Genomic DNA, 25458 nt, shown 5'->3' with positions numbered 1-25458 from the left:
TGCCTGATCAGGGCTGATCGCTGATGGCTCGGTAGGCCGCGATGAACAGGGTGTAGCACAGGTCGATCAGTTCTTCGACAGTGGCGTTCTGGTGGCCGAGCGTCCAGTCCACGAGGAGTTCGTTGACTCCGCCGACCAGGCTCATCGCGGTCATGGTGAGCCGGCTGGAGGAGGCTTCCGGGCCAGGGAGCGGTCCGACGACGGCGGCGATCAGTGCGGCGAATTCGTGCAGGACCTCACGGCGGCGCACTTCGAGGCGGGGACTGGCGCCCACGACCTCGATGAGGACCAGGCGGGCCTTGCGGGCGTCGCCGGCCAGTGTGCGGATGAACACCTCGAGGCCGGCGCGCAGTTGGGCGTCGACATCGGGTGCGACAGCGGCTGCGGCCTGCGCGGTGTCGGCTCTGATCGTAGTGATCAGCTCGTTGTAGACCCCGGCGAGAAGGTCTTCGCGGTCGCGGAACGACTCGTAGAAGTAACGCTCGGTCAGTCCGGCATGCGAGCACACCTGCTTGACGGAGACCGAGGCATATCCGGCCGTGCCGAACATGTCGAGGCCCGCCTCGATGAGGCGGGTGCGGCGCTCCTGCTGTCGTTGCGCCGCATCACGTCCGCCGTAGCGCCGTCCGGCGGTCTGTGGGCCCGTCATGTTTCCCTCCGCAGAGGTGTTGACACCGGTGTGCTCTGAACTGACACTCTAGCTTGTCAGTTCATCTGACACGACATCGTGTCAGAAATGCGTGAGGGCGCTTGCCGCTCAGCGTTCGCTCATGCTCCGGGCAAGGAAGGGGCTCGACCGTGGCAGCACCGCCCAGGAACCCGTACACGTTCAGCCGAAGAGACCGCGACAGGCTCCTGCGCACAGAATCGCTGACCGGCCGGGTGATCGCGGTCACCGGGGCGGGCCGCGGAATCGGGCGTGGCGTCGCAGCCCGGCTCGCCGCGGCCGGAGCCACCGTGGCGATCGGCGATCTCGACGCGGAGCTCGCGATGGAGACGGCTGGTGCCATCGGCGCGCAGGCCGGTGGCCGGCTGCTCGGGCTGTCTCTCGACGTCACCGACACACATTCCTTCGGAGACTTCCTGCGCACCGTCGAGACCCGACTGGGGCCGATCGACGTACTGATCAACAACGCCGGAATCATGTGGGTGGGCCCCTTCGAGGAGGAACCGGAGGACGCCGCCCTGCGCCAGTTCGACGTCAACGTCCACGGCGTACTGCGTGGGATGAAACTCGTGATCCCAGGGATGCGGAAACGCGGTCGCGGCCACGTGGTGAACATCGCCTCCGCCGCCAGCAAGGTCGCCCCGGCCGGCGAGGCGACCTACGCGGCGACGAAGCACGCCATCCACGGCTACAGCACAGCCGTCCGCGCCGAACTGCGCGGCACCCGCGTGCACGTGTCCCTGGTGATGCCCGGCGTCGTGGACACCGAGCTGGCCGCGGGTACCGCGACCGGCCCCACCCGACGCCTGACGACGGATCAGGTGGCCGACGCGGTGCTCGACGTCGTGCTGCGCCCGCGGTTCGAGGTCTTCGTTCCACGCCAACTGGCCGCCCTGACCCGGTTGGCCGCGCTGCTGCCGGGCCGTGCCCGCGACGCCCTGCATCACCTCCTTGTCCCCGACCAGCTCGCCGCCCTGTCCGACCGAGCGGTCCGCGCGGCCTACGAGCAGCGCACCCGGACCGCCCGCTCTCCCGAAGGATGAGCCCGTGACCACCACGCCCAAGCCGGCGCCCAGCGCGAAGACGGCCCAGGACGCCGCCGCTCCGCGTCCCATCCCCGAATTCGAAGGTGTCCACGACGTATGGCCCCGCGGTGACCGGCTGCGCGCCGTGCGCCGCGCCGCTGCCACCTACCGTGAGCGGTTCGTCCAGCAGGGCCGCATCCACGCCGTCCGCAGTTTCGACATCGCCGCCGCCCCGTACCCGACCCGGTTCGGCTTCCACGGCGCCGCGCTCGCCGTCAACCCGTTCGTGAGCATCGTCAACCGGATGCTCGTCGTGCAGTTCGAGGGCTTCGACGGTGAGCCGAAAACACTGGTGTGGGAGCCGACCGTCGCCGCCGGAACGGCTCAAGCGCCGTTCTACGCCCAGCTCAAGCGGCTGGCGGGGGACTTTCTCACCGAGCACGTCTTCGCCCGCTACTACCAGGACCCGAACACCGTCCTGCCCTCCTGCGGTCTGCGACCGGAGGACGTGGACTTCGTCAGCTTCGACCACCTGCACGTCCAGGACGTGCGCATGATCATGGGAAGTACCAGCACGATTCCCGGCGAACGGACGCCCCGCGAAGCGCTGTTCCCGTGCGCCCGGTTGTTGGTGCACCGCAGGGAGCTGGGCACCTTCGAATCGGTGCATCCGATGCAGTGGGCCTGGTACGTCGACGGAGGCATGGACGGGGTACCGGGCGAGCGCGTCACCGCCTTCGACGGCGATGTCGAACTCGGTGTCGGTGTCAGCCTGTTGTGGACGCCGGGCCATACGGACGGCAACCACTCCCTGGTGCTGAACACCCCCGACGGGGTGTGGGTCTCCTCCGAGAACGGCATCTCGGCCGACAACTGGCAGCCCGAGCTCTCCCGCATCCCCGGGGTGCGCCGCCACGCCACGTTCTACGGCCATGAGGTGGTGCCCAACGCCAACACCCTGGAGGACTCTCTCGACCAGTACGACTCCATGGTCAAGGAGAAGACCCTCGCCGACCCCAGCCGGCGCGATCCGCGCTGGCTGCAGATCCTGCCCTCCTCGGAACTGGCCCCCTTCAAGCGGCAGTGGCCGGTACTGCCCAGCTTCTTCCACGGCGGTCTGAACTACGGCGAGTTGACCCCTGCCAGTGGTGGCCGGTGACCGGCCCGGCGGCCCGCCGAATCGCCGTGGACGGCGTGGACGGCGTGGACGGCGTGGAGTTGGCCGCCTATCAATGGGGAGCGTCCACGGCTCCTGCGGTGGTGCTGGTCCACGGCTATCCGGACACCAGCGCCGTGTGGCGCCCGGTCGCCGAGCGCCTGGCCGACCGCTTCCACGTCACCGCCTTCGACGTGCGGGGAGCCGGCGCCTCCGACCGGCCCAGGGGTCTGCGCGCCTACCGGATGTCCCGCCTGGAAGCCGACCTGGAGGCGGTTCTCGACGCCGTGAGCCCCGACCGCCCGGTGCACCTGGTCGGACACGACTGGGGATCGATCCACTCCTGGGAGTCGGTCACCGGCACCCGCCTGGCCGGACGGATCGCCTCGTTCACCTCCATCTCCGGACCCTGCCTGGACCACGTCGGCCACTTGATCCGTGCCCGCCTTCGGCCGCGGCACCGGGATCTGCCGAAGATGCTGCGCCAGGCCGCACGGTCCTGGTACATCGCCTACTTCCACTTCCCGCTGCTGCCCGCCCTGACCTGGAGAGCGCTGGGACACCGCTGGCGCGCCTTCCTCACCGGCTCCCAAGGCGTGCCCGGGCACACCCCCTACCCCGCGCCGACACTGGCCCGCGACGCCGTGGTCGGCACCGCTCTATACCGCGCCAACATGCTGCCCCGCCTGCTGCGTCCCCGGGACCGGCCGACCACCGTCCCGGTTCAACTCATCATCCCCACCCGCGACTTCTGCGTCACCCCGGTGCTGTCGTACGGAGTGGAGCACTGGACGCGCCGGATACAACGGCGCCCGATCGACGCCGGGCACTGGGTACAGCTCAGCCACCCCGAGGAGGTCGCGTCCCGGATCGCGGAATTCGCCCACCTCGTCGAAGACGGCTCCCGCCGCACTCACACTCCGGACCACACCGCGCACCCGATCTGACAGCCCAGCAGCACTGGACGACTGCCTGACCGCCCCATCGCACACACCGATCGCTGACGGAGGAACCTGTCATGTTCCGAGCCGCACATGCCCACCCGGAGCGTCCGTCCGAGCCCATCGACCACCACGACCTGGTGCTGCAGCCCCGGGACGTCACCTTCGACTGGGGCACCACCCCGCTGCACTGGCTGCCGGGTGAGCCCTTCGCGACCCACACCTTCGATGTGCTCCACCTCATGCTTCCCGAGCTCGAACGTTGGTTCGTGCGCACCTTCGAGCAGGCGCTGCCACTGATCACCGATGAGCGGCTGCGCGAGGACGTACGCGGCTTCATCGGCCAGGAAGCGATGCACGCCGAGGCGCACCAGGAGGTCCTGGAGCACCTGCTCACCAAGGGGCTGGATCCGGCTCCGTATACCCGGCAGTCCGAATGGATCTTCCGCAGGGTGCTCGGAGACCGGCCGGAGCTGACTCCGGCCGCCACCCATGCGCACCTCCTCCAACGGCTCGCCCTCATAGCGGCCTTCGAGCACTTCACCGCGTACATGGGTCACTGGATTCTCAGCAACGGGCACCTGGACCAGGCCGGCGCGGACCCCGCGATGCTCGATCTGTTCCGCTGGCACGGCGCGGAGGAGGTCGAACACCGTTCCGTCGCGTTCGACCTGCTGGTGCACCTCGATCCCCGGTACCGGCGCCGAGTGGGCGGCATGCTCGTCACCGCTCCCGTGCTGACCCGGCTGTGGATCCGCGGAGTCCGCTTCCTGATGAGCGCCGACCCCCTGCTCGACGATCGGGTCAGGGTCCGCTTCCGCGACTACCTGGCCGCGGCGCGGAAGGACCTGTTGCCCCGGCCGGGCGCGTTCGGCCGCTCGGTGCTGCGCTACTTCCGCCCCGGCTACCACCCGACCCAGGAGGGCTCGACTCAGCAGGCGGTCGCCTACCTGGCGGCGTCCCCCGCTGCCCGAGCGGCTACCCGATGACCCAGCAACCAGTGAGGCACCCCATGGACATCAGCACACCCGTCACTCGACCGCCCGATTTGTACGGCAGGCCCCGCAGCGACTCCTTCATGCGGAGGCTGGCGGCTTTCAGCGACAACGCGGTCACGTCCCTCGCGGCGGCGCAGTACTCCTCCCGGGCGCCCGCCGGCCACCGAGATGCCCGTCATCCGGGAACTGGTGGTCGCCACCAAGCACCAAGATGCCGAGGACGTCGTCTCCCTGCGGCTGGCAGCACCCGAAGGGGGAACTCTCCCGGCCTGGCAGCCCGGCGCCCACATCGAACTGCACCTGCCCTCCGGCCGCAAGCGGCAGTACTCGCTGTGCGGCGACCCTGCCGACCGGTACCGGTACCGCATCGCGGTGCGCCGCATCGCCGACGGCGGAGGCGGTTCGGCCGAGGTACACGACGGCCTCGGAGAGGGTATGCGGGTCGCCGTCACCGGGCCCCGGAACGCCTTCCCCTTCGCCGCCGAGGCATTCCTCCTGCTCATCGCGGGCGGCATCGGAATCACCCCGATCCTGCCGATGGCTCGGGAAGCAGCCCGACGCGGGCTGGACTGGAGGCTCGTGCACACCGGCCGCAGCCGCGGCTCGATGCCCTTCGCGGCAGAGCTGGCCGAACTGGCGGCCGCAGCCCCTGGCCGGGTCTCCATCCGTCCTGACGACGAGTCCGGCGTGCCCGAAGCAGCCGAACTGTTGAGCTTGAGCCCGGCGGCGGGTGCGGTGTACTGCTGCGGGCCCGCGCCCATGATCGACGGCGTTCGACGCGCATTCGGTGACAGCCGCGCGTCAGCCCTGCACTTCGAGCGTTTCGCCCCGGCCCCGATCACGGACGGCCGTCCCTTCGAACTTCAGCTGGGCGACACCGGACGGGTTCTGCCGGTGCCGTACGACCGCTCCGCCCTGGATGTTCTCCACGAGGCCCTGCCGGACCTGCCGTTCTCCTGCCGCCAGGGGTTTTGCGGCACCTGCCGGGTACGGGTGGCCCATGGCCATGTCGATCACCGTGACCGTCGGCTCACCGCCACCGAACGTGCGGCCGGCGCCATGCTTCCCTGTGTCTCGCGTGCACCGGAAGGAGAGCGGTTGGTGCTGGATGTGTGAGGGATGGCCGAGCGCCCGTTCCGACGCTTCCCGCGCCGGTGTCGCGGATCCGGCGTGGCCGGCCGCTGCGACAGTCCCGGCAGTGCGCGGTGGCGACGCGAGGGCGACGTGGAGGCGTGGGAGCTGATCCGGCCGACTCACGGTGAACGGCGAGGAGGTTGCCGCCTCAGTCCATACGGCGGTGGTCCTCCTCGCTCCAGGCGCGGGTGTCGCGGGGCGGGACGTAGGGCTCCTCGTCGCGGGGCAGTCCGTCGGCGACGGCACGCTGCCGGGCCGTCTCGGCGTCGAACTCCAGGCCCAGCAGGATCGCGATGTTGCTGATCCACAGCCACACCAGGAAGACGATCACGCCGGCGAGTGTGCCGTAGGTCTTGTTGTACGAGCCGAAGTTCGCCGCGTAGAACGCGAACCCCGCCGACGCGATCAGCCAGATCAGCAGCGCGAGGAGACTGCCCGGGGTGACCCACTTGAAGCGTTGGCCCCGCACGTTCGGCGCCGCCCAGTACAGGATCGCGATCATGATGGTGACCAGCACGATCAGCACCGGCCACTTCGCGATAGACCAGGCCGTCAGGGCGGTGTCCCCGATGCCGAGCGCCGTGCCGGCCTCCCGGGCGAGACCGCCCGTGAAGACCACGATCAGCGCGCTGATCACCGCCAGCACCAGCAGCACGACCGTCACTCCCACCCGGACCGGCAGCAGCTTCCACACCGGGCGGCCCTCGGGCATGTCGTACACGGCGTTCGCGCTGCGGATGAACGCCGCGATGTAGCCGGAGGCCGACCACAGGGCGAGCACCAGGCCGACGATCGCCATGATCGAGCCGATGCCGCCCCGTCCCTGGAGCTCCCGTACCGCGTCGCCGATGATGTCCCGGGCCGAGCCGGGTGCCAGCTTCTGCAGGTTGTCGAGGACCTGGTCGGTCGCGGACCGCCCGGTGATGCCCAGCAGTGAGACCAGCACGAGGAGGGCCGGAAACAGCGACAGGACCCCGTAGTAGGTCAACGCCGCGGCGCGATCGGTGAGTTCGTCGTCCTTGAACTCCTTCACCGTGCCCTTGAGCACCGCCGGCCAGGATGTCGATGTGCGCGCCATGAGGCCCGGAGTACCCCGTGTGCCGGGGACATGCGCGGACGGGCCCGTTCCGGACAACGGGGGCCGTCCCGCCGGTGTGCCGTCACCTCCAGCCGGACGTCGGCTCTCCCAGGGCGGTCGCCTGCCCGGCGCCCGAGAAGATGACGCCGGGGTCGGCCGGGGCGTGGTTGAGGACCCACAGGCCGATCAGTGTGGCCAGGGTGAAGACGACGGCGATCAGGACCGTGAGGACCAGCCGGCGGCGGCGCTCCCGGCGCAGCCACTCACCGCGAGCCGTGCGGTACGCGTCGGGCGCGGCCCGTACTCCCCCGGCCAGCGCCTCCAAAGCCTCGCGCAGCTCTCGCTCGGTCCGGTCCGCGACGGTCTCCACGCGCCCCTTGTCGATACCTTCGTCGGATTCGTTCTCGGCGCGTCCGTTCTCGGCGCGTCCGTTCTCGGCGCGTCCATTCCCGGCGCGTCCTCTCTCGGTGCGTTCTTTCTCTGTGCGCCCCCGACCGGTGTCGTTCATCGTCGGGCCTCCATCGCCTGGCTCAGGGCGGCGATGCCGCGCGAGGTGTGTGTCTTGACCGATCCGCAGGAGATCCCCATCGCGGCGGCGATCTCGCTCTCTTTCAGCCCGAGCCAGTGCCGCAGCACCAGTGCCTCACGCTGGCGACCCGGCAGCTGCTGGAGCGCGTCGATCAGTACCCGCTGGTCGTCGTGGAGGAGGGCGGTGCTCTCCGCGGAGTCGACGACCTCCTCCGGCGGGTTCTCCACGTGCCGGCGGGCCACCTGGAGGTGGCGTATGCGCATCCGGGTCAGATTGCAGACGGTGGAGCGCAGATACGCCACCGCCGCCTCGGTGTCCCGCAGTCGGCGCCACTTGCGGTAGATCTGGTAGTACGCCTCGGCGACCACGTTCTCCGGGTCGTCCGCGCCGAGCAGCGCGGCCAGCCGCAGCATGGAGGCGTAGTGGAGCTCGAACAGGCTGGCAAGGGCTGCTTCCCGCTCCAGATCCGCCGGATCGCTCACCGCGGGTGTGAGGGGATCGGCCGGAGCGGCGGGCGGCGGCACGGGCGGCAGCGTGAGGGGGACGTTCGCGAGGGGAGTGCTCGCGAGGGGGATGTTCTGTCTGCGTCTCACGGGTTGTTCGCTCCCGTCTCGGGGCGCCGCCTGACGGCCAGGCGGGTCGGCAGGTCGGTGAGGTCGGCGCCGCGCGGGACGCCCAGGCGTTCCAGGGCCGGGGTGGCGGCCACGGCGACGGTCAGATTGAGCAGGAGGGCGACGAGCCCGGCGTAGATCTCCAGCGGCGGGCCGCCGAGACCGATCGGCACGACGGACGAGAACCCCTCCCGCACCACCAGGACGGTCCCGGCCGCCATGCCCACGGCCCAGCCGGCCAGCAGCGCCCGGGGATGCAGCCGGCCGGTGAACAGCCCGACGGCCACGGCGGGGAAGATCTGCAGGATCCAGACCCCGCCGAGCAGTTGGAGGTTGATCGCGTCCTGGTCGCGCAGCCCGAACACGAACGCGACCGCCCCCACCTTCGCGGTCAGCGACACCGCCTTGGCGATGCGCACCTGCCGCTTGGGCGTGGCGGTCGGGTGGACGTACTCGACGTACACGTTGCGGACGAAACTGGTGGCGGCGGCGATGGACATCACGGCCGCCGGGACCAGTGCCCCCACGGTGATCGCGGCGAACACCAGCCCGGCCAGCGGCGCCGGCATCAGCCGGTCGACCAGCATCGGCACCGCGGCCTCGGCCCCGCCCTCCGGCGCCCGTACGCCCACCGCGAGCGCGGCGATGCCGAGGAACCCGAAGAGCGCGAGCAGCCCCGTCCAGGCGGGCAGCGCCACGGAGACCTTGCGCAGGGTGCGCGGGCCGTCGGCGGCGAACCCGGCGGTCAGGACGTGCGGGTACATCAGCAGGGCCAGCGCGGAGCCGAGGGCGAGCGTGGCGTAGGCGGGCTGCTGGGCGGGAGACAGCAGCAGCGCCGAGTGGGCCGCGTCCGTTCCGCCGAGCCGCCGGGCGGCCCCGTCGAAGACCGGGCCGGGACCGCCGAGCCTTGCGAGGACCAGCCAGCAGACAGCGGTGAGCGAGACGAACACCGCCACCGCCTTGAGCGCGGAGATGACGGTCGGCGCGCGCAGACCGTGCCGGTACGTCGCGACCGCGAGCCCGGCGAAGAGAGCCACCATCACCAGGTCCCCGCCCGCCCCGCGCGGGTACACGCCACCTGCTGTCAACACCGCGCGGATACCGAGCAGTTGCAGCGCCAGATACGGCATCGTGGCGAGTATCCCGGTCAGCGCCACGACCAGGGCCAACGGCGGCGACCCGTACCGTCCGCGCACGAAGTCGGCGGCGGTGATGTAGCCGTGCCGGCGGGCCACGGTCCACAGGCGGCTCAGCAGCACGAAGGCGAGCGGGCAGACGATCACCGTGTAGGGCACCGCGAAGAAGGCGGGCGCGCCGTTGCCGTACGCCAGTCCGGGGACGGCGGTGAAGGTGTACGCGGTGAAGATCGTGCCGCCGAGCAGGAACCAGGTCCACACCGGGCCGAGACTCCGGTCGGCCAGCGCCCAGCCCTCCAGGGAGGGCAGCCGGTCACTGGGGTGCAGACGGCGTGCGGTGACGGCGAGCAGCGACGCTCCGCCGATCACGGCGAGAAACGTCGCGGTCATGGCGCTGTCGGCCACGGGTCACCGTCCTTGGTGTGCCTGGGTCCCACCGGTTGGTTGCGCGGACGGCGGTTTCGGTTGACGGGCCATCGGCGGAAATATTCTCGACATCCGCTGTCAACCACTTCCGGCGGGTGGGCAACTCTTGCACAGACCCACAGCGAGCGGGAGAGGAGCACAGGTCATGGCACGGACCGGTCATCACCGGCTACGGCGCGTCGCCGTCGCCCTGCTGCTCCTCGCGCCCGCGGCGGGGCTGCTGTGGGTGCCCTGGTACGCCGGTGCCGGTCCACGGTTCGCGGGCACGCCGTTCTTCTACTGGTACCAGCTCGCCTGGGTGCCGGGGTGCGGCCTCTGCCTGCTTGCCGCGTACGCGCTGACCAGGCACGAACACCGTGATCCCTGATCCCGGTCGCTGACCTTCACGCACTTCTTGTCACACCACCCTCAAGGTGAGGAGCCGCCATGCCTACGTCAGCCATGCCCGAATCCGGTCTCCCCGAGCCACAGGAGCCGCCCTCCGAAAGGCGTTCCTCCCTACGGCCCCGCATGTCGCCCCGCTCGATCCTGCTGTGGGCCACCGTCTCGCTGCTGGGCGCCGTCGCCTGGGGCGTGGTCGCGCTGAACCGCGGTGAGAAGATCTCCGCGGTCTGGCTGGTGGTGGCCGCGCTCGGTTCGTACGCCATCGCCTACCGCTTCTACTCCCGCTTCATCACCCGCCGCGTGCTGAAGCCGGACGACCGCAGGGCCACTCCCGCCGAACGGCTGGAGGACGGTGTCGACTTCCAGCCGACCGACCGCCGGGTGCTGCTCGGCCACCACTTCGCCGCGATCGCAGGAGCGGGCCCACTGGTGGGTCCGGTACTGGCGGCCCAGATGGGCTACCTTCCGGGCACCCTGTGGATCGTCGCCGGGGTGATCTTCGCCGGGGCGGTGCAGGACATGGTCGTGCTGTTCCTGTCGATGCGGCGGGACGGCAAGTCGCTGGGGCAGATGGCCCGCGACGAGATCGGCCGGGCCGGCGGCGCCGCCGCCCTGATCGCCGTCTTCGCCATCATGATCATCCTGCTGGGCGTGCTGGCACTGGTCGTCGTGAACGCGCTCGCCCACTCCCCCTGGGGCACCTTTTCGGTCGCGATGACGATCCCCATCGCCCTGTTCATGGGCTTCTGGATGCACCGGATCCGCCCCGGCCGGGTCGTCGAGACCAGCCTGATCGGCGTGGCGCTGCTGCTGCTCGCGATCGCCGGCGGCAGCTGGGTCCAGAACTCCTCGCTGGCCGACACCTTCACCCTGAGCCCGACGACCCTCGTGTTCTGCCTGATCGGATACGGCTTCGTCGCCTCCGTCCTGCCGGTGTGGATGCTGCTCGCGCCCCGCGACTACCTGTCCACCTTCATGAAGATCGGCACCATCGCGCTGCTCGCGGTCGGCGTCGTGGTCGCCGCGCCCGTGCTGCACGCGGACGCCGTCAGCAAGTTCGCGAGTTCGGGCGCCGGTCCGGTGTTCTCCGGTTCCCTCTTCCCCTTCCTCTTCATCACCATCGCCTGCGGCGCGCTGTCCGGCTTCCATGCCCTGGTCGCCTCCGGCACCACCCCGAAGCTGATCGAGAAGGAGTCCCAGGTCCGGCTGATCGGCTACGGCGCCATGCTGATGGAGTCGTTCGTCGCGATCATGGCGTTGATCGCCGCGGCCACCCTCGAACCCGGCCTGTACTACGCGATGAACGCCCCCGCGGGGCTTCTCGGTACGACGGCCCAGTCGGCGTCCCACGCGGTGGCGGGCCTCGGCTTCACCATCACGCCCGACCAGCTCACCCAGGCCGCCAAGGCGGTCGAGGAGCAGACGCTGATCGCCCGGTCGGGCGGTGCGCCCACGCTCGCCGTCGGCATGTCGGAGATCTTCTCCGGGATCCTCGGCGGCACCGCGATGAAGGCGTTCTGGTACCACTTCGCCATCATGTTCGAGGCACTGTTCATCCTGACGACGGTCGACGCGGGCACCCGGGTCGGGCGGTTCATGCTCCAGGACATGCTCGGCAACGTCTTCAAGCCTCTGGGCCGGGTCAACTGGAAGCCCGGAATCTGGCTGTGCAGCGGGCTCGTCGTCGCCGCCTGGGGCTACTTCCTGCACTCCGGCGCCACCGACCCGCTGGGCGGGATCAACCAGCTGTTCCCGCTCTTCGGCATCGCCAACCAGCTGCTCGCCGCCATCGCCCTCACCGTGTGCACGACGGTCCTGGTCAAGTCCGGGCGGCTGCGCTGGGCCTGGGTGACGGGCCTCCCGCTGGCCTGGGTGGTCGCGGTGACGTTCACCGCCGGCTGGCAGAAACTCTTCTCCGACGATCCCAAGGTCGGCTTCTTCGCCCAGCGCGGGCGGTACGCCGACGCTCTTGACGCCGGCCAGGTCCTGCCGCCCGCCAAGACCCTGGACGACATGCACACCGTGGTCACCAACTCCACCGTCGACGGTGTGCTGATCGCCCTCTTCCTGCTGCTGGTCGCCGTGGTGATCGTCAACGCCGCGGTGGTGTGCGTCCGGGCCGTCCGCTCGCCCGGGGTGTCGCCGACCACCGAGACGCCGTACGTCGAATCCCGCATCGACGTGCCCGCGCAGGGGGCCGAGCCGCTGGCCGTGGCCCGCTCGTGAGGGCCCCCCGCTGGGCCCGGGCCGTGCGCTGGGCCCGGGCCGTGCGCTGGTACCTGCGGGAGCTGACCGGCGAGGCGGAGTACGACCGCCACTGCGAGCGGCACCGACGCCACCATCCGCTCGCGCCGGTACCGACCCGCCGCGAGTACGAGACGCAGCGCACCCGGCACCGGGAGACGCACCCGCAGAGCCGCTGCTGCTGACGGCCCGCCCACGGTCGCGCCGGGCGCTCAGTCCTCGGTCACGAGGTCGGTCGGCCACCACCAGGGCGGTGGCCGACCGCGCCGCCCTGGTGCCGGCGATACCCGGGCGCCGCGTCGGTGCCGGGGTCAGCACGGCTGACGCCACACCCCCAGTTCCGGCTCCTTCACCATCGAGGACAGCCCCAGTCGGCGGGACTCGGCACAAAAGCCGCTTCTTGGTTCCGAGTACTCCACGTGGAACACCGCCTTGCCCGCCGCGATGAAGGGGGCGAGTTCCGCGCACTCGTCGTACTGGGCGCACTCCTCGTTGACGGCGAAGTCGAAGTCGGCGAGGAGTCGGGGGATCTGGGGGAGGTCGTTCTTCAGTCCGACCGACAGTCCGCGCTCGTGGGCGACGGTCGCGATCATGCGGTTGTAGGCGAGTTGGTCGCGTGCGGTGAGCGGGAAGCCGGTGTCGTTGCCGTAGCCCTCCACCAGGTCGGGCTCCACCGCGTCGAAGCCCTTGTCGCGGCACATGTCGAAGCGGCGCTCCATGATCGGCTTCAGGACGGAGAGCCGCCGGATGTCCAACCAGCGTTCGCCCGCCCACCCGTTGGTCTCACCGAGCACCGAGCGCGGGAAGGCGTCCTTGTCGGGCCGGAAGTTCTCCCAGGCGCCCACGTTGACGTAGCAGATGACCTTGCGGCCCTCGCGGTGCAGGCGGGCCACGTCGGCCGCGGAGTTCTCGAAACCGTCGATGTCGTAGACGGGTACGTCGGCCGAGGGGGTGACCTTTCCGTCCAGTTGCCACTGCCAGGCGAGGCCGGGCCGGGGTTTCCAGCGCGTCTTCGCGGGGCGTGTCGAAGGGCGGGGTGCGGGTGGGGAGTTACCGGTGGTCGGGGCGCTCCTCGTGGCCTCGGTCGGGGGCCGGGGGGTCGTGCGGCCCGGGGCGCCTGATGCAGGACCGCGTGTGTCGGTGGTCCGGTGGGCTCCGGGGCTCGTCGTCCCGTCCACGCCGGAGCAGCCCGCAAGGGCGACAGCTCCCAGCACGGCCAGCAGCGTCGCGTACGCCGGTGCCCTGTTCCTCATCGCTCGGTCCCCGTCAGCGCGGGCGTCAACCCGGCCCAGGGATTGGGAGGTTCGCCCGTCACCGGACCGCAGACCGCCGCACCGCGGTCGTGCGCGGTGCGGACGGCGAGGGGGACGAGAGCCTCGGGCACGCCGTAGACGAGGTGGCACATGCGCTCGGCCGGCTGCCGCGCGGTCCACGCCGGTCTGCTGAAGGCCGACACGTACGTCGACCAGTGGCCCTCGAAGGTGACGGTGAGGTCGGCGAGGCGGACGTACCCGGGCGCCGGATGCACCCCGGGGTTGAGGACGACCGTCCCCGCACCGAGCCGGCGTACGGTCCGCACCAGCCGACGGCACGCCGACAGGCCCTCCGGCGTCGCCGTCACCCGGTCGAGGAAGCAGCCGTCGGCCGCGTACCACTCCCGGTGCCGGCGTACGTCGTCGGCGATCTCCGCGAGGTCACGCACCCCGTAGTCGGTGTCGACGTAACCGAGCAGCCGTGCCCCGGCCGCGCGCAACGCCCCGGCGGCGGCGGTGAACGCGGGATCGGGGCCGTCGCCCGGGCCGTTCGCGGGGTTGAGGACGATCCCGTAGGTGCGGGTGGCGGCGGTGATCAGGCGGTGCCAGGCACCCGGGTCCTCGGTGGGGTGGACGTAGAGCGGAATCAGCAGGCTCACGGCGTACCGTCGCCTTCCCAGAGTGCGGCCAGCGCGTCGTCGAGGGTGTGCGCCGGGCGCCAGCCCAGCGCCTTCTCGGCTGAGGTGATGTCGGAGCACTGCCAGGACACCTGAGCCGCGCGGGCGGACCCGGCGGCGTTCTCCTCGATCCGCCCGCGGAAGCCGGCCCTGTCGGCCAGGCCCCGCACCAGGTCACGCACCGGGACGGCCCGGCCGCCGCCGATGTTGAGGACGGGCGGCAGCGGGCCGGGGGCGGTGACCGCGAGGGCCACCGCCCGGGTCAGGTCGCGTACGTCGACGAAGTCGCGGTACGCGGACAGGTCGCCGAGCCGGAGCACCGCGTCCGGGTCCGGGCCCGCCGCGCGCAGCAGTCCGGCGATCCGGCCGGGCAGCCCGCCGGCCGGGGCCCCGGGCCCCACCGGATTGCCCACCCGCAGCACCACCGCGTCCAGGCCGGAGCAGGTCACCGCGACCGTGCCGGCGAGCTTGGTCGCGCCGTACGGTCCGACCGGGCGGGTGGCCGCCGACTCCGGCACCCGGGTGTCCGGGACGCCGGGACCGTACTCGGCGGCCGAGCCCAGGTGCACCAGACGCGCCGCGGGCGCCGCCTCGCGCAGCGCGGCGCACAGCACGGCGGGGCCGCGGGCGTTGACCTCCGCGAGGGTCACCGCGTCCCCGCCGGTCGCGCCCGCGCAGTTGATCACGGTGTCGGGCGCGGCGGCCGCGAGGGTCTTGGCCAGCCGCTCCGGGCGGTCGGAGGCCAGATCGACGGGGAACTCGGCGGCGGACGATCGGCCGCCGCCGAGGACCAGCGCGCCCGGCAGGGCGCGCAGCCGCTCGACGACATGGGCACCCAGATAACCGGTGTGCCCCAGGACGAGAATACGCATGCGGCGCTCAGGCTCCCTTGAGCAGATGCGACTTGCGGGTGGTGAACTCGGCGTTGGCCCGGTCGTAGTCGTCCGGGCGACCTATGTCCAGCCAGTATCCGTCGAACTCGTAGGCGTGCGGCTGGTTCTGAATGGCCAACAGGTCCAGCACCAACTCGTCGAAGCCGAGCGGGAGTCCGGGCGTGTAGCCCTCGAGCGTCGAGCGGGACAGGCCGTAGACGCCCATGGAGACGCGGTAGTCCATGCTCGGCTTCTCGGTGAAGGCGACGACCCGGCTCGAGTCGGTGGTCAGCACCCCGAAGTCGATCTGCACTTTGCGGGCGTACGTGGCGATGGTCAGCGGTGCGCCCGAGTCGCGGTGTGTGCGCAGGACGTCGGCGTAGTCGAGGTCGGTCAGGACGTCACCGTTCATCACCAGGAAGTGCTCGGGCAGACTGTCCCGCAGGGTGAGCAGCGGGCCCATGGTGCCCAGCGGGCTCTCCTCGGTGGCGTAGTCGACGGTGAGGCCCCACTGGGAGCCGTCGCCGACGTAGGCGCGGATGATCTCGCCGAGATGGCCGATGGCGATGGTGCAACTGGTGAAGCCTGCCGTGCTGAGCTGCCGCAGCACGATCTCCAGGATCGCGTGCTGGTCGCCGATGGGGACGAGCGGCTTGGGCAGCGCGGTGGTGTAGGGCCGCAGCCGAACGCCCTTGCCTCCCGCCAGGATCACTGCGTGCATGGGGCTCCTCCTTCGTGTACGTGCGCAGACGTGCCGGGCGAGGTCAGATGTTGTAGATGCCGGTCTTGTAGCGGGCCAGGTTGGCCGGGTCGCCGAAGAACTCCACGGTGTGCGCGAGCCCTTCCTCCAAGGTGTGGGCGGGCTGCCAGCCGGTGGCGGCGGTGAGTCGGCTCGCGTCCGCGACCAGCCGCATGACCTCGGAGTTGGCGGGCCGGATGCGCTGGGGGTCCGCGCGGACGTCGAGGGCGGTGTCCATCACCTTGCCGATCAGGGCGACCAGGTCGCCCACGGAGATCTCGCCGCCCGTACCGGCGTTGAGGGTGCGGCCCACGACCTGCTCGGCGGGCGCGGTGCCCACGGCGAGGAACGCCTGCGCGGTGTCCTTGACGAAGGTGAAGTCCCGGGTGGGACGCAGGTCTCCGAGGGTGATGGTGCGCTCCCCCGCGGCGACCTGGCCGATCACGGTGGGGATGACCGCGCGCATCGACTGGCGGGGCCCGAAGGTGTTGAAGGGCCGCAGTGTCACGACCGGGGTGTCGAAGCTGGCGTGGTAACTGTCCGCCAGCCGGTCCCCGCCCGCCTTCGAAGCGGCGTACGGCGACTGGGTGTTGATGGGGTGGTCCTCGGTGATGGGGACGGTCTGCGCGGTGCCGTACGTCTCGCTGGTGGAGGTATGCACCAGCCGGGGCGTGCCGAGCGCGCGTACCGCCTCCAGCACGTTGAGGGTGCCGGTGACATTGGTGTCCACGTAGCTGTGCGGCGCCTGGTACGAGTACGGGATCGCGATCAGGGCGGCCAAATGGTAGGCGACGTCGGCTCCTTCGAGCAGGCCACGGACCGAGCCGGGGTCCCGGACGTCGCCGAGGACGATCTCCACCTGGTCGAGGACGTCCGGGTGCAGGGTCTCGAGCCAGCCGTAGGAGGAGAACGAGTTGTACTGGGCCATGGCTCTGACCCGGTGTCCGGAGGCGACCAGTGCCTCGGTGAGGTGCGAGCCGATGAAACCCTCGGCTCCGGTGACGGCGGCGAGCGGTGCGGAGTTCAACTCGGTAGTCCTTCCGGTTGGTTGCGGGTGAGTGGAGCAAGGGACCGTGCGGGGGTCGGCCGGGTTTTCGGCCCTGTCGACGGGGGTGTCAGACGTGCGGGGCCGGCCGTCCGAGGAACCACAGGGCACACCCGGCCAGACACAGCGCCGCCGCGCCGCAGGCCAGCGGCAGCGCCGTCGGCCCCGGTGGGAGGTGCAGCAGGGCGACCACGCCGGCGCCGCCGGCGGCGGCGAGGGAGATCGTGGCCGAGGACCAGGCCGCCCCGAACGCCTGGAGCAGCAGCGCGGTCCACAGGGTGGCCGCGAGCAGCAGCAGGGTGGCCGGTTCGGCGCCGGTGAGCAGGGCGGCGGGGAGCAGCGGCAGGAGGTAGCCGAGGAGACAGAGGGCGAGGATGCCGGCCGAGCGGAGCAGGAACCCGGCGGGCGTCGCGGTGGCGCGCAGGGCGGCGACCGACAGGCCGCGGTAGCGGTACAGCAGCCACTCGGCCGGCCCCATGCTGACGGTCAGCACGATCACCGCGTACGGCTCCTGTCGCCCCTCCAGCAGGACCAGCACCCCGGCCGCCAGCCCGAACAGGCCGTACGGCAGGGACCACAGCATGCGGGGCCGGGTGGCGCCGGACACGGCCGGGACGGCGAGGACGGTCCACAGGGCCCGGCCGGTGACGGCGAGTGTGGCGAGCAACGCCAGGAGCGGCAGCCCCGCCCGCGGCAAAGGGCCCGGCTCCCACCATGGCAGGACGGCGGTGCCGGCGACCAGTGGGCTGAGCGCGGCCAGCAGCAGCCGTTCCCGGCCCAGCACCAGCAGGATGCCGGCCGCCGCGAGGTACGCCGACTGTGCGGCCGCCACCAGCGTCACCGGGCCGCCACCGGCCGGTAGCGCCGCGACGGCGGTGGCCACCGCCGCCCCCGCGGGCGCGCCGGCCAGGAGCGTACGGCCGGCCTCCCGTCTGCCGGTGGCCATCCGCAGGTGAGCCCGGTGGCCGAGGGCCTGTCCCCAGGCCCAGGAGACGAGTCCGGCCACGATCAGGGCCGAGGCCTTCCCTTCGGCGTTCCAGAGCGGCGCGGTCAGCAGGTAGGCGAGCCCGGGCAGCGCGAACAGCACTCCGCGCAGGAGGCAGCGCACGGTGTCCGGGCGCCAGGGGTCGGCCGTGGGCGCGGGCTCCGGGAAGGTGCGCGGTACCCGTTCGTACAGGGCGGAGGCCAGCGAGAACAGGTTCGGGTGGCCGTAGCGGTCCTTGATCAGGGAGGCGGACAGGCCCTCCGCCTCCAGCAGCGCGGCGACCTCGTAGGGGTGGACGGCGGGACCGACACGGTCGGCGAGTTCGGCGGCCAGTGCGCTGACCGCCTCCTCGTCGGGGCCGCGCCTCGGCAGCCGGATGGCGAGCGTGGCGTCGTCGAGGGCCCAGCGCGGGCGGCGGCGCGGCGGGCGGGTCTCGGCCAGCCGCAGTGCCAGGGTGTCCTGTTCGGCGCCGCCGGGTTCGAGGGATATCGGCCCGCTCATCCGGCCACCGTGCTCACCGGCGCGAGCGCCTCCGAAATGGTCGGCGCGGGCTTCGACCGCCGTTCAAGCGTGGGCAGTTCGAGGTAGATCGCGCGGAAGGTGTCGATGGTCTGGCGCAGGGTGAACTGCTCGATCACCCGCAGCCGCGCCGCCTCTCCCATCGCCCGGCGCCGTGCGGGATCGCGGAGCAGTTCCAGCGCGGCCGCCGCCATCGCCGCCGGGTCGCGCGGCGGTACGACGAGGCCGGTGTCGCCGACGGCCTCGCGTACTCCGCCCACGTCGGTGGAGACGGTGGCCCGTCCGCACGACATGGCCTCGATCAGGGTGAACGGGAAGCCTTCGCTGATGCTGGACAGCATGACGACGTTGCCGGCCGCGTAGGCGTCCTTGATGTCGTCGACGCGGCCTTCGAAGGTGACCGCTTCCGCGTGCCCGAGTTCGGCGGCCAGCGCCTCGCAGCGTTCCCGGTATGCCTCTCCGCCACGCGGTGTCCCGCCGAACAACCGCAGCCGCGCGTCGGGGAGTTGGGCCCGTACGAGGGAGAAGGCCCGGATGAGGGTCTCCAGGTCCTTGATGGGGTCGACCCGGCCCGCCCAGCTGAGGGTGAGTTCCTGCGGCTCGGGCCCGGCCGGCGGGAACGCGGCCGGGTCCACGCCGTTGTAGACCGTGCGGATCGACTCCGGGTCGGCGCCGCCCTGTTCCTCCCAGAGCCGGTTGTAGCGGTTGCCGGGCGTGATCAGGGCAGCCCGGCGGTAGCTCTCCTCGGCGAGCAGCCGGAAGAAGCCGAGGACGACGGCCTTCACGGGCCAGCGGTAGGGGGCGGTGCGGTAGCCGAGGTAGCGCTCGCGCAGATAGACGCCGTGTTCGGTCAGCAGCAGGGGTACACCGTACTGGTGGAGCGCGGCGAGGCCGGGCAGCGCGGCGACCCCGCCGCTGACGGCGTGCGCGACCCCGTTCTCGGGCAGCGGTGCGGCCAGCGGGCGCAGGGCGTGTTCCAGCAGGGCGGTCGCGGTGAGCGCGTCGTGCAGCGTGGGACCGGCCTCGCGCACCGCCAGGCCCGGCCGGTTCCACACGTCGGCCAGGATCGTGACGGCCCGGTCGCCGCGCAGGAACGGGCTCAGCGTGCCGTCCGTGGCGGCGCGCGCCATGGCGTACAGGGCGGGCGGGAAGCCGTCCTCGGCGCACGGGTCGAGCAGCGCGGTCAGGAACTGCTCGTAGGCGGCGGCGAGTTGGTTGCGGGCGCGGCCCCGGGGCGGGCGGCCCTCGGGCGGGGCGCCCCACATGGGGACGGACAGGACCCGCGTCACATGGGCGGGCAGGTCCCAGACGACGGGTTCGCGTCCGGTGCCGGTGACGGCGACGACGTCGAAGTCGATGTCGGGCATGCCCTGGACGAGTTGGTCGCACCAGACACTCACGCCGCCGTGACTGTGTGGGTAGGTGCCTTCGGTGAGCAGGGTGACGCGCGTCGCGCCGGGGCGTCGCGCGGCGTGGGGAACGTGCATCGATGTGCTCCACGGCCGAGGTGTGGGGTGGTTCGTACCGGTCCCGGCCACGGATGGCGGACGGGACCGCGGTCGGTCCTTGGGTGGGTGCGCGGTTCAGTTGCCCGCGGGGTACGGAACCTGTTCGGTCACGCCGGCGGGGACTCGGGTGTCCGGCGCGGGGTCGGTGGCCGGGGCGGGGTCGGTGGCCTTCGCGGCCGGTGTCGTGGCGGACGCCGGCAGGGTGAGGTCGAGCGGGGTGCCGACGGAGGGCGTCCAGCCGGATGTCCCGCCCGCGTACGCCGAGCCGAAGGAGGCGCCGCCCAGGGTGGTGCCGGTGGGCGCGGTCGCCGTCACGGCGAGTCCGTCCGGTGCCTGGACGGTCACCGCGTCGCCGATGCGGTAGGCGGTGACCTGGCCGTCCTTCAGGGCGGCCTGCCAGGCGGCTCTGCGCCGGAGTTCGATGCCGATGTCCTTCATCCGCAGGTTCACCACGGGGGCGTTGTCCGCGAACAGGGCGTCGTAGCCGTCGAGGACGCCGTTCAGCACCGGGTAGGCGATGCGGTCCTCGGCCAGGTTGGACTGGTGGATGAAGTGCGGCTTGGGATCGTTGGACAGGACGTGTCCGAGGGCGATTCGTTTCTCCAGGGGCACGATGTGTTCGGCGTAGCCGGTGGCCGTGTTCAGCGGTGCCGGCAGGCACGTCGACGTGGCCGGGTTGTCCTCGCAGATGCCGCTGCCGCCCTGGGCGCGGCTGGTGTAGATCCAGTTGTACTCGTCGACCTGGTCGGCGGCCCGGCCCGCGTTGTAGAAGACGTTCATCGGGTAGCGGGGGACGGTGGTGGCCGGGCCGAGCTGACGCTGGGCGGGGTCACGGGAGTTGTCCGAGCCGAGCCAGGTGATGTCGTTGTCGTCGAGGGCGAGCGCCAGGTTGGGGTTGTCCTCGGGCTGCTGCGGCAGCACCTTCATGCCGGAGTGCTCGCCGGTGACCAACTCGCCGTCGTCCAGCGGGAGTCGGGCGGCCTGGCCCCACACGCGGTTGATGGCTACCTCGTCGGATATCTCCGCGCGACTGACCCACCGGGTGCTGCCGTCGGCGTTGGTGGCGCACTTCCAGGGCACCACCGTGGTGTCCTGCACGCAGCCCAGGAAGGGGTGCGAGTAGGTGTGGTTGATCCAGCGGAACTCGCTCCGGTCCGCGATCAGTTTGTCGGCGAGGGCGTCGACGCCGTTGTTGTCCTCGCGCTGGTTGACGCTGCCGGCGGCGTTGTAGGCGAGGTCGAGGGTGAGACCCCGGCTGTTCTGCCAGGCGATGGCGTGGTCGACGTCCGCGGGCGTCATGCGGATCGGGTCGGGCTCGGCGTCGGGGTCGGCGCAGTCGACGTCGCCGGGCGTGCAGTTCAGGGTGCTGTTCCAGCGGTCGTCGGCGGCGAACACGTCGTCCACGTGGACGGCGAAGTAGTTGCGGGAGGCGCCGAGGTGGACGCCGCCGGTCATCCACTCGACGATGCCGCGGGCCAGCAGCCGGAACTGCTGCTGGTACTGGTTGTAGACGAACGTGACGACGAGTTCGCGCCGCCCGTCGTGCCGGTACTCGCCCACCAGCGAGCCACGCGTCGACCGCCCGGGGATCGGAGCGTCCACGTACGAGGTGAAGTCGGCGCCCGCCACGGGCGTCGACAGGTAGGCGTAACTCTCGCCCACGGCCGGGTCGTTGTCCTCGAAGGGCACCGTGCCGTCGAGGTAGTCGAAGGGGCCCGCCCGGCCGGCGGAGGTCACCGAGGCCTGCACGCCGTCGACGCTGCCGGAGTAGCCGCCGAAGACCGGGTACTGCAGACCCGCTTCCGGACGCGCGTAGGTGTAGGCGTCGACCTGGGGAATGGCGTACGTCCGCTCGTAGGCAGCGAGCGCCGCCATCTCGCTCGAACCGGCGGTGAACGGGTTGTCGTTGGGCAGCACGACGGCCTGGAACCTGGCGCGCGGCCGGCCGTCCACGGTGTCCGCGAGGAAGCCGGCGTCGATCACGGGCCGACCGGCCTGTGTGAGGTCGATCTCGGTGTACGGCGTCCCGGCCGTGTCCAGTTCCTCCGCGATGGCGTCGGTGGACGGGCCGCCGTCGCTCACCACCAGCACCCGCAGGTCGATGCGGGGTGTGGCGTCGGCGGCTCTGGCCGCGCCGGCCGGCAGGCCGACCGCGGCGACGACCGCGCCCACCGTGAGCGCGGTCGTACGTATGCTCCGCTTCATGCGGTGAAGTCCCCTCCCCGGGCAGGGGTGAGTACGGCTCCCATGGAGCGGACGCACCCCCTCGCGCGACGCCGGCATCCCCCTCAGAAGCCAGTCGCCGACACATCCGTCGCGTCACATAGTGATGCAGGTGTGGAGCTTTCGTGGTCATCCTGCGAAACATGACGGAAAACCGCAGGTGCCCAACGGGTCACTCGTGCAACCGAATTGAGGGTTTTTCCATCAGGGGGCACGGGTGACCCGGTGGACGCGAGGGCTCGGTGTGCTGGTCCGGCACGGCGCGGCACACCGCCGGACCACTGGGGCCCGCCGGACGGAGTGCCAATGGTCCATACCGGAGTGCACAGCTGGTCGCAGCCGGTTTCAGGTCACACTGGCTACGCTCGGCCCTGTTCCCGTCGAGCCGTCAGGCACACAGCACCCGGGTCTCGGGCGTGTAGACCGGACCACCGCTCGCGTTGGTGCTGTCGCTGAACTCGGCGTAGTAGTACGAGTAGAAGCCGATGTTGCCGTTGCAGCCGGAGTCGGCGGCCACCTGGAGCGTCAGCGTGACGGTGCGGCTCTGGCCGGGCGGGACGGTGGCGCCGTAGTTGGTGCCGAGGTTGGCGGGGCCGGTTCCGGAGCACGGGGTGGGGCCGGCGGTCGTGGCCAGGCTGCAGCCGGTGAAGCTGTACTTCAGGTCGGGGCGCTGGGTGGTCAGCCACGTCGGTTCGATGGTCTGGTACACGAACCAGATGTCGTAGGTCTTGTGGTTGGTGATCGTCATCGACAGATTCACCGTGCCGCCGGGCGTGGTGGTGGCGCTGTCGGTGGCGAACGTCAGCTCGGCCGGTGCCGGGTCGGCCGCGCTCGCAGTCGGGGCCAGGCCGAACACGGCGAGGGCGAGGGCGAGGACGGCACCGAGGCCGAAGCGTCTCATCAGTGGTGATCGCATGGCCTGGGAGGCTAGGCATCCCGCGGGCGCACCGTCTGCCCCGGCAGCGGCTCACTCGACACCGCCCGGCCGAAAGTGTGCGCCCTGTGAAGCTGACGTGATGAAGCCGTGCGACCGGCGGAGCGTCCGTAAATGCGCACGGTAGCGGGGGTGTGCCGGGACGGAGCGACGGGGCCGGTGAGGCCCGACGGCCCTGTGGTGCGGGTTGATGCTATTGGCGCGTATCGGATCCGACGGTTCCCTCCCCGGCCGGGGCGCGACGCGCCCACCGCCCGAGGCCTGCGGGGCCTCCCGCCGCCCGTCGGCGGAAGGGCCCCCCGCGCGCGTCACCGGCGCCTCAGAGCAGGCGGTCCTTGGCCTTGTAGTAGGCGCCGCCGAACGGAAGGAACCAGGCAGTGCCGTTGTAGAAGGGGACGGGGACCTTCGGGAAGCCGAGGCCGCGCAGCGGGTTGGCCTCCGGCCTGCCGTCCATCATCTCGGCGACCGCGCGGCCCATGTACGTGGCCATCTGGACGCCGTGGCCGCAGTAACCCATGGAGTAGTACAGGCCGTTGACCTCGCCCGCGTGCGGGATGCGGTCCCAGGACATGCCGACCATGCCGCCCCACACGTAGTCGATCCGCACCCCGGCGAGCTGCGGGAAGATCTCGGTCATCTCCCGCTTGAGGATGTCGCCGCTCTTGATGTCGGAGGCCGGGTTGGAGGGGGCGAAGCGGGCCCGGCCTCCGAAGGCGAGACGGTTGTCGGGGGTGAGGCGGACGTAGTGGCCGACATTCTTGTGGGCGACCAGCAGGCGGCCGTTCGGGATCAGCTCCTTGGCGCGCGCCTCCCCCAGCGGCTCGGTGACGATGATGAAGCTGCCGACGTTGATCAGCCGCTTCCGGAACCACGGCATCGACTTGTCGGTGTAGGCGTCCGTCGCCGCCATGACCTGCTTGGCACGGATGGTGCCGTGCAGGGTCTCCACCAGGAAGCCGCCGCCGGAAAGGCGGGTGAGGCCGGTGGCGGCGTTGCGCTCGTGGATCTCGGCGCCGGCACGCTCGGCCGCGTCTGCCAGGCCGCCGACGAACTTGCCCACGTGCAGGCCCGCGCTGAGCGGGTCGAGCAGGGCGCCGTGGTAGTAGTCCGAGCCGAGCTCGGCCCGCAGGTCGCTCTTGCTCAGGACGACCGTCTCGTGGCCGAAGTTCTCGGCCAGGTCGCGCTGCTTGGCCCGCAGGCCCTCGAAGTGCTGGGGCTTGCAGACCGCGCCGAGGCGCCCGGAGCGGTTGAAGTCGCAGTCGATCTGCTCCTTCCGCGTCAGCTCCTCGACGACATCGACCGCCTCGCGGAAGGCGTTGTACAGCTCGAGTGCGCGCTCCTGGCCGTAACGCTTGCGCGCATCGGCGGGGCTGATGGTGATGCCCTGGGTGCACATGCTGCCGTTGCGCCCGGAGGCGCCCGAGCCGACCTTGTCCTTCTCGACGAGGACGACCCGGGCGCCCTTGCGCGCGGTGTGGTAGGCGGTGGACAGGCCGGTGAGCCCGCCGCCGATCACCACCACGTCCGCCTCGTCGGGCAGGTCCTTTCCGGAGCGGTCGGGCAGGGCGGGGGCTGTGTCCAGCCAGTAGGGGATCTGCTTCATGGCTTGCGTCCTCTGTGTTCAGTGTCCTGGGTGGCCCGTGTCGCCGTTACGCCCTTGGTCAGCAGCCGAGCAGCTTCGGCAGACCCGACAGGTCGGGCAGCTCGTCGTACGGCTGGTAGTCGGCGCTGCCCAGGCGGCCGTAGCGGTTGATCCACACCCGGCGCTTCAGGCCGAGGTCGCGGGTCGGGATGTGGTCGTACTCCCAGCCCTGGGCGGTGTGGATGACCTGGGACGGCTCGACGCCCATGGTCTTGAAGGCGTGCTCGAAGGTCTGGCGGTCCGGCTTGTACGCGCCGGCCTGCTGGGCGGTGATGACGTAGTCGAACTCGACGCCGATGTTCTCGACGTTCCGCGCGATCAGGTTGTCGTCGGTGTTGGAGATGATGGCGATCTCGTACTTGGTCTTCAGGGCACGCAGGGCGTCCGGGACCTCGGGCCAGGGGCCGAAGGTGGGGACGGCCTCGACCAGGGCGTCGCCGTCGGACTCGCGGTACTCCAGACCGTGCAGGCGCATGGCGTTGCGCAGACTGGAGTGCAGGATCTCGTGGTACGGGCGGTAGGCCTCCAGAACGGCCTGGAAGCGCATGACGCGGAAGTCGTCGAGGAACTCGTCGACATCGAGGTTGTCCAGGTCCAGCCGATCCTCGAGGACCTTCAGAGTCGTGGGGCCGAGCTCGAAGTTGATCAGGGTCGCATAGGCGTCGAAGGTGACGATCTCTCGCATGGTGTTCAGCCTCTGTCTCGCGGGTTTCCGGATTTCCAGGGGTGGGG

The 25458-nt window shown here is 71.2% G+C and carries 24 protein-coding genes; 8 read left to right on the top strand and 16 right to left on the bottom strand.

Annotated elements, in window-relative coordinates; translation table 11 throughout:
- Positions 1-7 precede the first annotated feature (7 nt).
- Positions 8-649, bottom strand: coding sequence for a TetR/AcrR family transcriptional regulator (locus OHA64_RS44355; RefSeq protein ID WP_405622888.1), 642 nt, complete (start codon positions 647-649; stop codon positions 8-10).
- 149 nt (positions 650-798) lie between these two features.
- Between OHA64_RS44355 and OHA64_RS44350 the strand changes: the two genes are divergently transcribed.
- From OHA64_RS44350 to OHA64_RS44330, 5 genes are all read left to right on the top strand, one after another.
- Positions 799-1710 (top strand): SDR family oxidoreductase, encoded by a 912-nt coding sequence (locus tag OHA64_RS44350; RefSeq protein ID WP_405622887.1) that lies wholly within the window; start codon positions 799-801, stop codon positions 1708-1710.
- 4 nt (positions 1711-1714) lie between these two features.
- Complete coding sequence (locus OHA64_RS44345; protein ID WP_405622886.1) at positions 1715-2851, top strand: hypothetical protein; 1137 nt, start codon at positions 1715-1717, stop codon at positions 2849-2851.
- Positions 2848-3795 (top strand): alpha/beta fold hydrolase, encoded by a 948-nt coding sequence (locus OHA64_RS44340; protein ID WP_405622885.1) that lies wholly within the window; start codon positions 2848-2850, stop codon positions 3793-3795. The genes OHA64_RS44345 and OHA64_RS44340 overlap by 4 nt, the downstream gene beginning before the upstream one ends.
- A 71-nt stretch (positions 3796-3866) precedes the next feature.
- Complete coding sequence (locus OHA64_RS44335) at positions 3867-4778, top strand: metal-dependent hydrolase (protein WP_405622884.1); 912 nt, start codon at positions 3867-3869, stop codon at positions 4776-4778.
- A 177-nt stretch (positions 4779-4955) separates the two neighbouring features.
- Positions 4956-5903: a PDR/VanB family oxidoreductase gene (locus tag OHA64_RS44330; protein WP_405622883.1), complete on the top strand. Its 948-nt coding sequence runs from the start codon at positions 4956-4958 to the stop codon at positions 5901-5903.
- Positions 5904-6069: 166 nt separating this feature from the next.
- Here the strand turns inward: OHA64_RS44330 and OHA64_RS44325 are convergent, their stop codons facing one another.
- From OHA64_RS44325 to OHA64_RS44310, 4 genes are all read right to left on the bottom strand, one after another.
- Positions 6070-6999 (bottom strand): YihY/virulence factor BrkB family protein, encoded by a 930-nt coding sequence (locus OHA64_RS44325; RefSeq protein WP_405622882.1) that lies wholly within the window; start codon positions 6997-6999, stop codon positions 6070-6072.
- An 82-nt stretch (positions 7000-7081) separates the two neighbouring features.
- Complete coding sequence (locus OHA64_RS44320; protein ID WP_405624370.1) at positions 7082-7384, bottom strand: hypothetical protein; 303 nt, start codon at positions 7382-7384, stop codon at positions 7082-7084.
- A gap of 119 nt (positions 7385-7503) precedes the next feature.
- Entirely contained in the window at positions 7504-8061 is a 558-nt protein-coding gene (locus OHA64_RS44315) for a SigE family RNA polymerase sigma factor (protein WP_405624369.1), read from the bottom strand.
- A 56-nt stretch (positions 8062-8117) separates the two neighbouring features.
- A complete protein-coding gene (locus OHA64_RS44310) occupies positions 8118-9680 on the bottom strand; it encodes a sodium:solute symporter (protein ID WP_405622881.1) in 1563 nt (520 codons plus the stop codon).
- 166 nt (positions 9681-9846) lie between these two features.
- Between OHA64_RS44310 and OHA64_RS44305 the strand changes: the two genes are divergently transcribed.
- From OHA64_RS44305 to OHA64_RS44295, 3 genes are read left to right on the top strand one after another with little or no spacing between them, the layout of a single operon-like run.
- Positions 9847-10068 (top strand): DUF3311 domain-containing protein, encoded by a 222-nt coding sequence (locus OHA64_RS44305; protein WP_405622880.1) that lies wholly within the window; start codon positions 9847-9849, stop codon positions 10066-10068.
- A gap of 59 nt (positions 10069-10127) precedes the next feature.
- Entirely contained in the window at positions 10128-12311 is a 2184-nt protein-coding gene (locus OHA64_RS44300) for a carbon starvation CstA family protein (RefSeq protein WP_405622879.1), read from the top strand.
- Positions 12308-12514 carry a YbdD/YjiX family protein gene (locus OHA64_RS44295; protein WP_405622878.1) on the top strand — a complete coding sequence of 69 codons (207 nt, stop codon included), beginning with the start codon at positions 12308-12310 and terminating at the stop codon, positions 12512-12514. Before OHA64_RS44300 ends, OHA64_RS44295 begins: the two co-directional genes overlap by 4 nt.
- Positions 12515-12640: 126 nt before the next feature.
- On the opposite strand, the gene OHA64_RS44290 is transcribed toward OHA64_RS44295, so the two are convergent.
- The 11 genes from OHA64_RS44290 to OHA64_RS44240 form a co-directional block, all read right to left on the bottom strand.
- The gene (locus OHA64_RS44290) at positions 12641-13582 is read right to left on the bottom strand and encodes an endo alpha-1,4 polygalactosaminidase (RefSeq protein WP_405622877.1); all 942 of its coding nucleotides are present in this window, start codon (positions 13580-13582) and stop codon (positions 12641-12643) included.
- Positions 13579-14241, bottom strand: a complete 663-nt coding sequence (locus tag OHA64_RS44285; protein WP_405622876.1) for a spherulation-specific family 4 protein — start codon at positions 14239-14241, stop codon at positions 13579-13581. Before OHA64_RS44285 ends, OHA64_RS44290 begins: the two co-directional genes overlap by 4 nt.
- Positions 14238-15131, bottom strand: coding sequence for an NAD-dependent epimerase/dehydratase family protein (locus OHA64_RS44280; protein WP_405622875.1), 894 nt, complete (start codon positions 15129-15131; stop codon positions 14238-14240). Before OHA64_RS44280 ends, OHA64_RS44285 begins: the two co-directional genes overlap by 4 nt.
- Positions 15132-15138: 7 nt before the next feature.
- Complete coding sequence (locus tag OHA64_RS44275; RefSeq protein WP_405622874.1) at positions 15139-15852, bottom strand: NDP-sugar synthase; 714 nt, start codon at positions 15850-15852, stop codon at positions 15139-15141.
- Between the two features lie 43 nt (positions 15853-15895).
- On the bottom strand, positions 15896-16897 hold the full coding sequence (locus OHA64_RS44270; protein ID WP_405622873.1) for a GDP-mannose 4,6-dehydratase: 1002 nt from the start codon (positions 16895-16897) through the stop codon (positions 15896-15898).
- 88 nt (positions 16898-16985) lie between these two features.
- Positions 16986-18401, bottom strand: a complete 1416-nt coding sequence (locus OHA64_RS44265) for a hypothetical protein (protein WP_405622872.1) — start codon at positions 18399-18401, stop codon at positions 16986-16988.
- Positions 18398-19906, bottom strand: a complete 1509-nt coding sequence (gene pelF, locus OHA64_RS44260) for a GT4 family glycosyltransferase PelF (protein WP_405622871.1) — start codon at positions 19904-19906, stop codon at positions 18398-18400. Before pelF ends, OHA64_RS44265 begins: the two co-directional genes overlap by 4 nt.
- A 96-nt stretch (positions 19907-20002) precedes the next feature.
- The gene (locus OHA64_RS44255; protein WP_405622870.1) at positions 20003-22132 is read right to left on the bottom strand and encodes a hypothetical protein; all 2130 of its coding nucleotides are present in this window, start codon (positions 22130-22132) and stop codon (positions 20003-20005) included.
- A gap of 406 nt (positions 22133-22538) precedes the next feature.
- On the bottom strand, positions 22539-23066 hold the full coding sequence (locus OHA64_RS44250) for a hypothetical protein (RefSeq protein WP_405622869.1): 528 nt from the start codon (positions 23064-23066) through the stop codon (positions 22539-22541).
- A gap of 337 nt (positions 23067-23403) precedes the next feature.
- A complete protein-coding gene (locus OHA64_RS44245; RefSeq protein ID WP_405622868.1) occupies positions 23404-24687 on the bottom strand; it encodes an NAD(P)/FAD-dependent oxidoreductase in 1284 nt (427 codons plus the stop codon).
- Between the two features lie 58 nt (positions 24688-24745).
- Positions 24746-25411 carry a haloacid dehalogenase type II gene (locus OHA64_RS44240; protein ID WP_405622867.1) on the bottom strand — a complete coding sequence of 222 codons (666 nt, stop codon included), beginning with the start codon at positions 25409-25411 and terminating at the stop codon, positions 24746-24748.
- Positions 25412-25458 lie beyond the last annotated feature (47 nt).

This window comes from Streptomyces sp. NBC_00076, from assembly GCF_045041235.1.
Taxonomy (GTDB): Bacteria; Actinomycetota; Actinomycetes; order Streptomycetales; family Streptomycetaceae; genus Streptomyces.
Note: the sequence above shows the minus strand (reverse complement) of the source record. Positions and strands in the feature narration are given on the sequence as shown.

What these genes read in the sequence shown, in the direction of transcription:
- OHA64_RS44275 (WP_405622874.1), bottom strand. Translation starts at nt 15,852, where the DNA reads ATGCACGCAGTGATCCTGGCGGGAGGCAAGGGCGTTCGGCTGCGGCCC.
- OHA64_RS44250 (WP_405622869.1), bottom strand. Translation starts at nt 23,066, where the DNA reads ATGCGATCACCACTGATGAGACGCTTCGGCCTCGGTGCCGTCCTCGCC.
- OHA64_RS44330 (WP_405622883.1), top strand. Translation starts at nt 4,956, where the DNA reads ATGCCCGTCATCCGGGAACTGGTGGTCGCCACCAAGCACCAAGATGCC.
- OHA64_RS44280 (WP_405622875.1), bottom strand. Translation starts at nt 15,131, where the DNA reads ATGCGTATTCTCGTCCTGGGGCACACCGGTTATCTGGGTGCCCATGTC.
- OHA64_RS44325 (WP_405622882.1), bottom strand. Translation starts at nt 6,999, where the DNA reads ATGGCGCGCACATCGACATCCTGGCCGGCGGTGCTCAAGGGCACGGTG.
- OHA64_RS44255 (WP_405622870.1), bottom strand. Translation starts at nt 22,132, where the DNA reads ATGAAGCGGAGCATACGTACGACCGCGCTCACGGTGGGCGCGGTCGTC.
- OHA64_RS44305 (WP_405622880.1), top strand. Translation starts at nt 9,847, where the DNA reads ATGGCACGGACCGGTCATCACCGGCTACGGCGCGTCGCCGTCGCCCTG.
- OHA64_RS44290 (WP_405622877.1), bottom strand. Translation starts at nt 13,582, where the DNA reads ATGAGGAACAGGGCACCGGCGTACGCGACGCTGCTGGCCGTGCTGGGA.
- OHA64_RS44240 (WP_405622867.1), bottom strand. Translation starts at nt 25,411, where the DNA reads ATGCGAGAGATCGTCACCTTCGACGCCTATGCGACCCTGATCAACTTC.
- OHA64_RS44335 (WP_405622884.1), top strand. Translation starts at nt 3,867, where the DNA reads ATGTTCCGAGCCGCACATGCCCACCCGGAGCGTCCGTCCGAGCCCATC.
- OHA64_RS44300 (WP_405622879.1), top strand. Translation starts at nt 10,128, where the DNA reads ATGCCTACGTCAGCCATGCCCGAATCCGGTCTCCCCGAGCCACAGGAG.
- OHA64_RS44355 (WP_405622888.1), bottom strand. Translation starts at nt 649, where the DNA reads ATGACGGGCCCACAGACCGCCGGACGGCGCTACGGCGGACGTGATGCG.
- OHA64_RS44265 (WP_405622872.1), bottom strand. Translation starts at nt 18,401, where the DNA reads ATGAGCGGGCCGATATCCCTCGAACCCGGCGGCGCCGAACAGGACACC.
- OHA64_RS44245 (WP_405622868.1), bottom strand. Translation starts at nt 24,687, where the DNA reads ATGAAGCAGATCCCCTACTGGCTGGACACAGCCCCCGCCCTGCCCGAC.
- pelF (WP_405622871.1), bottom strand. Translation starts at nt 19,906, where the DNA reads ATGCACGTTCCCCACGCCGCGCGACGCCCCGGCGCGACGCGCGTCACC.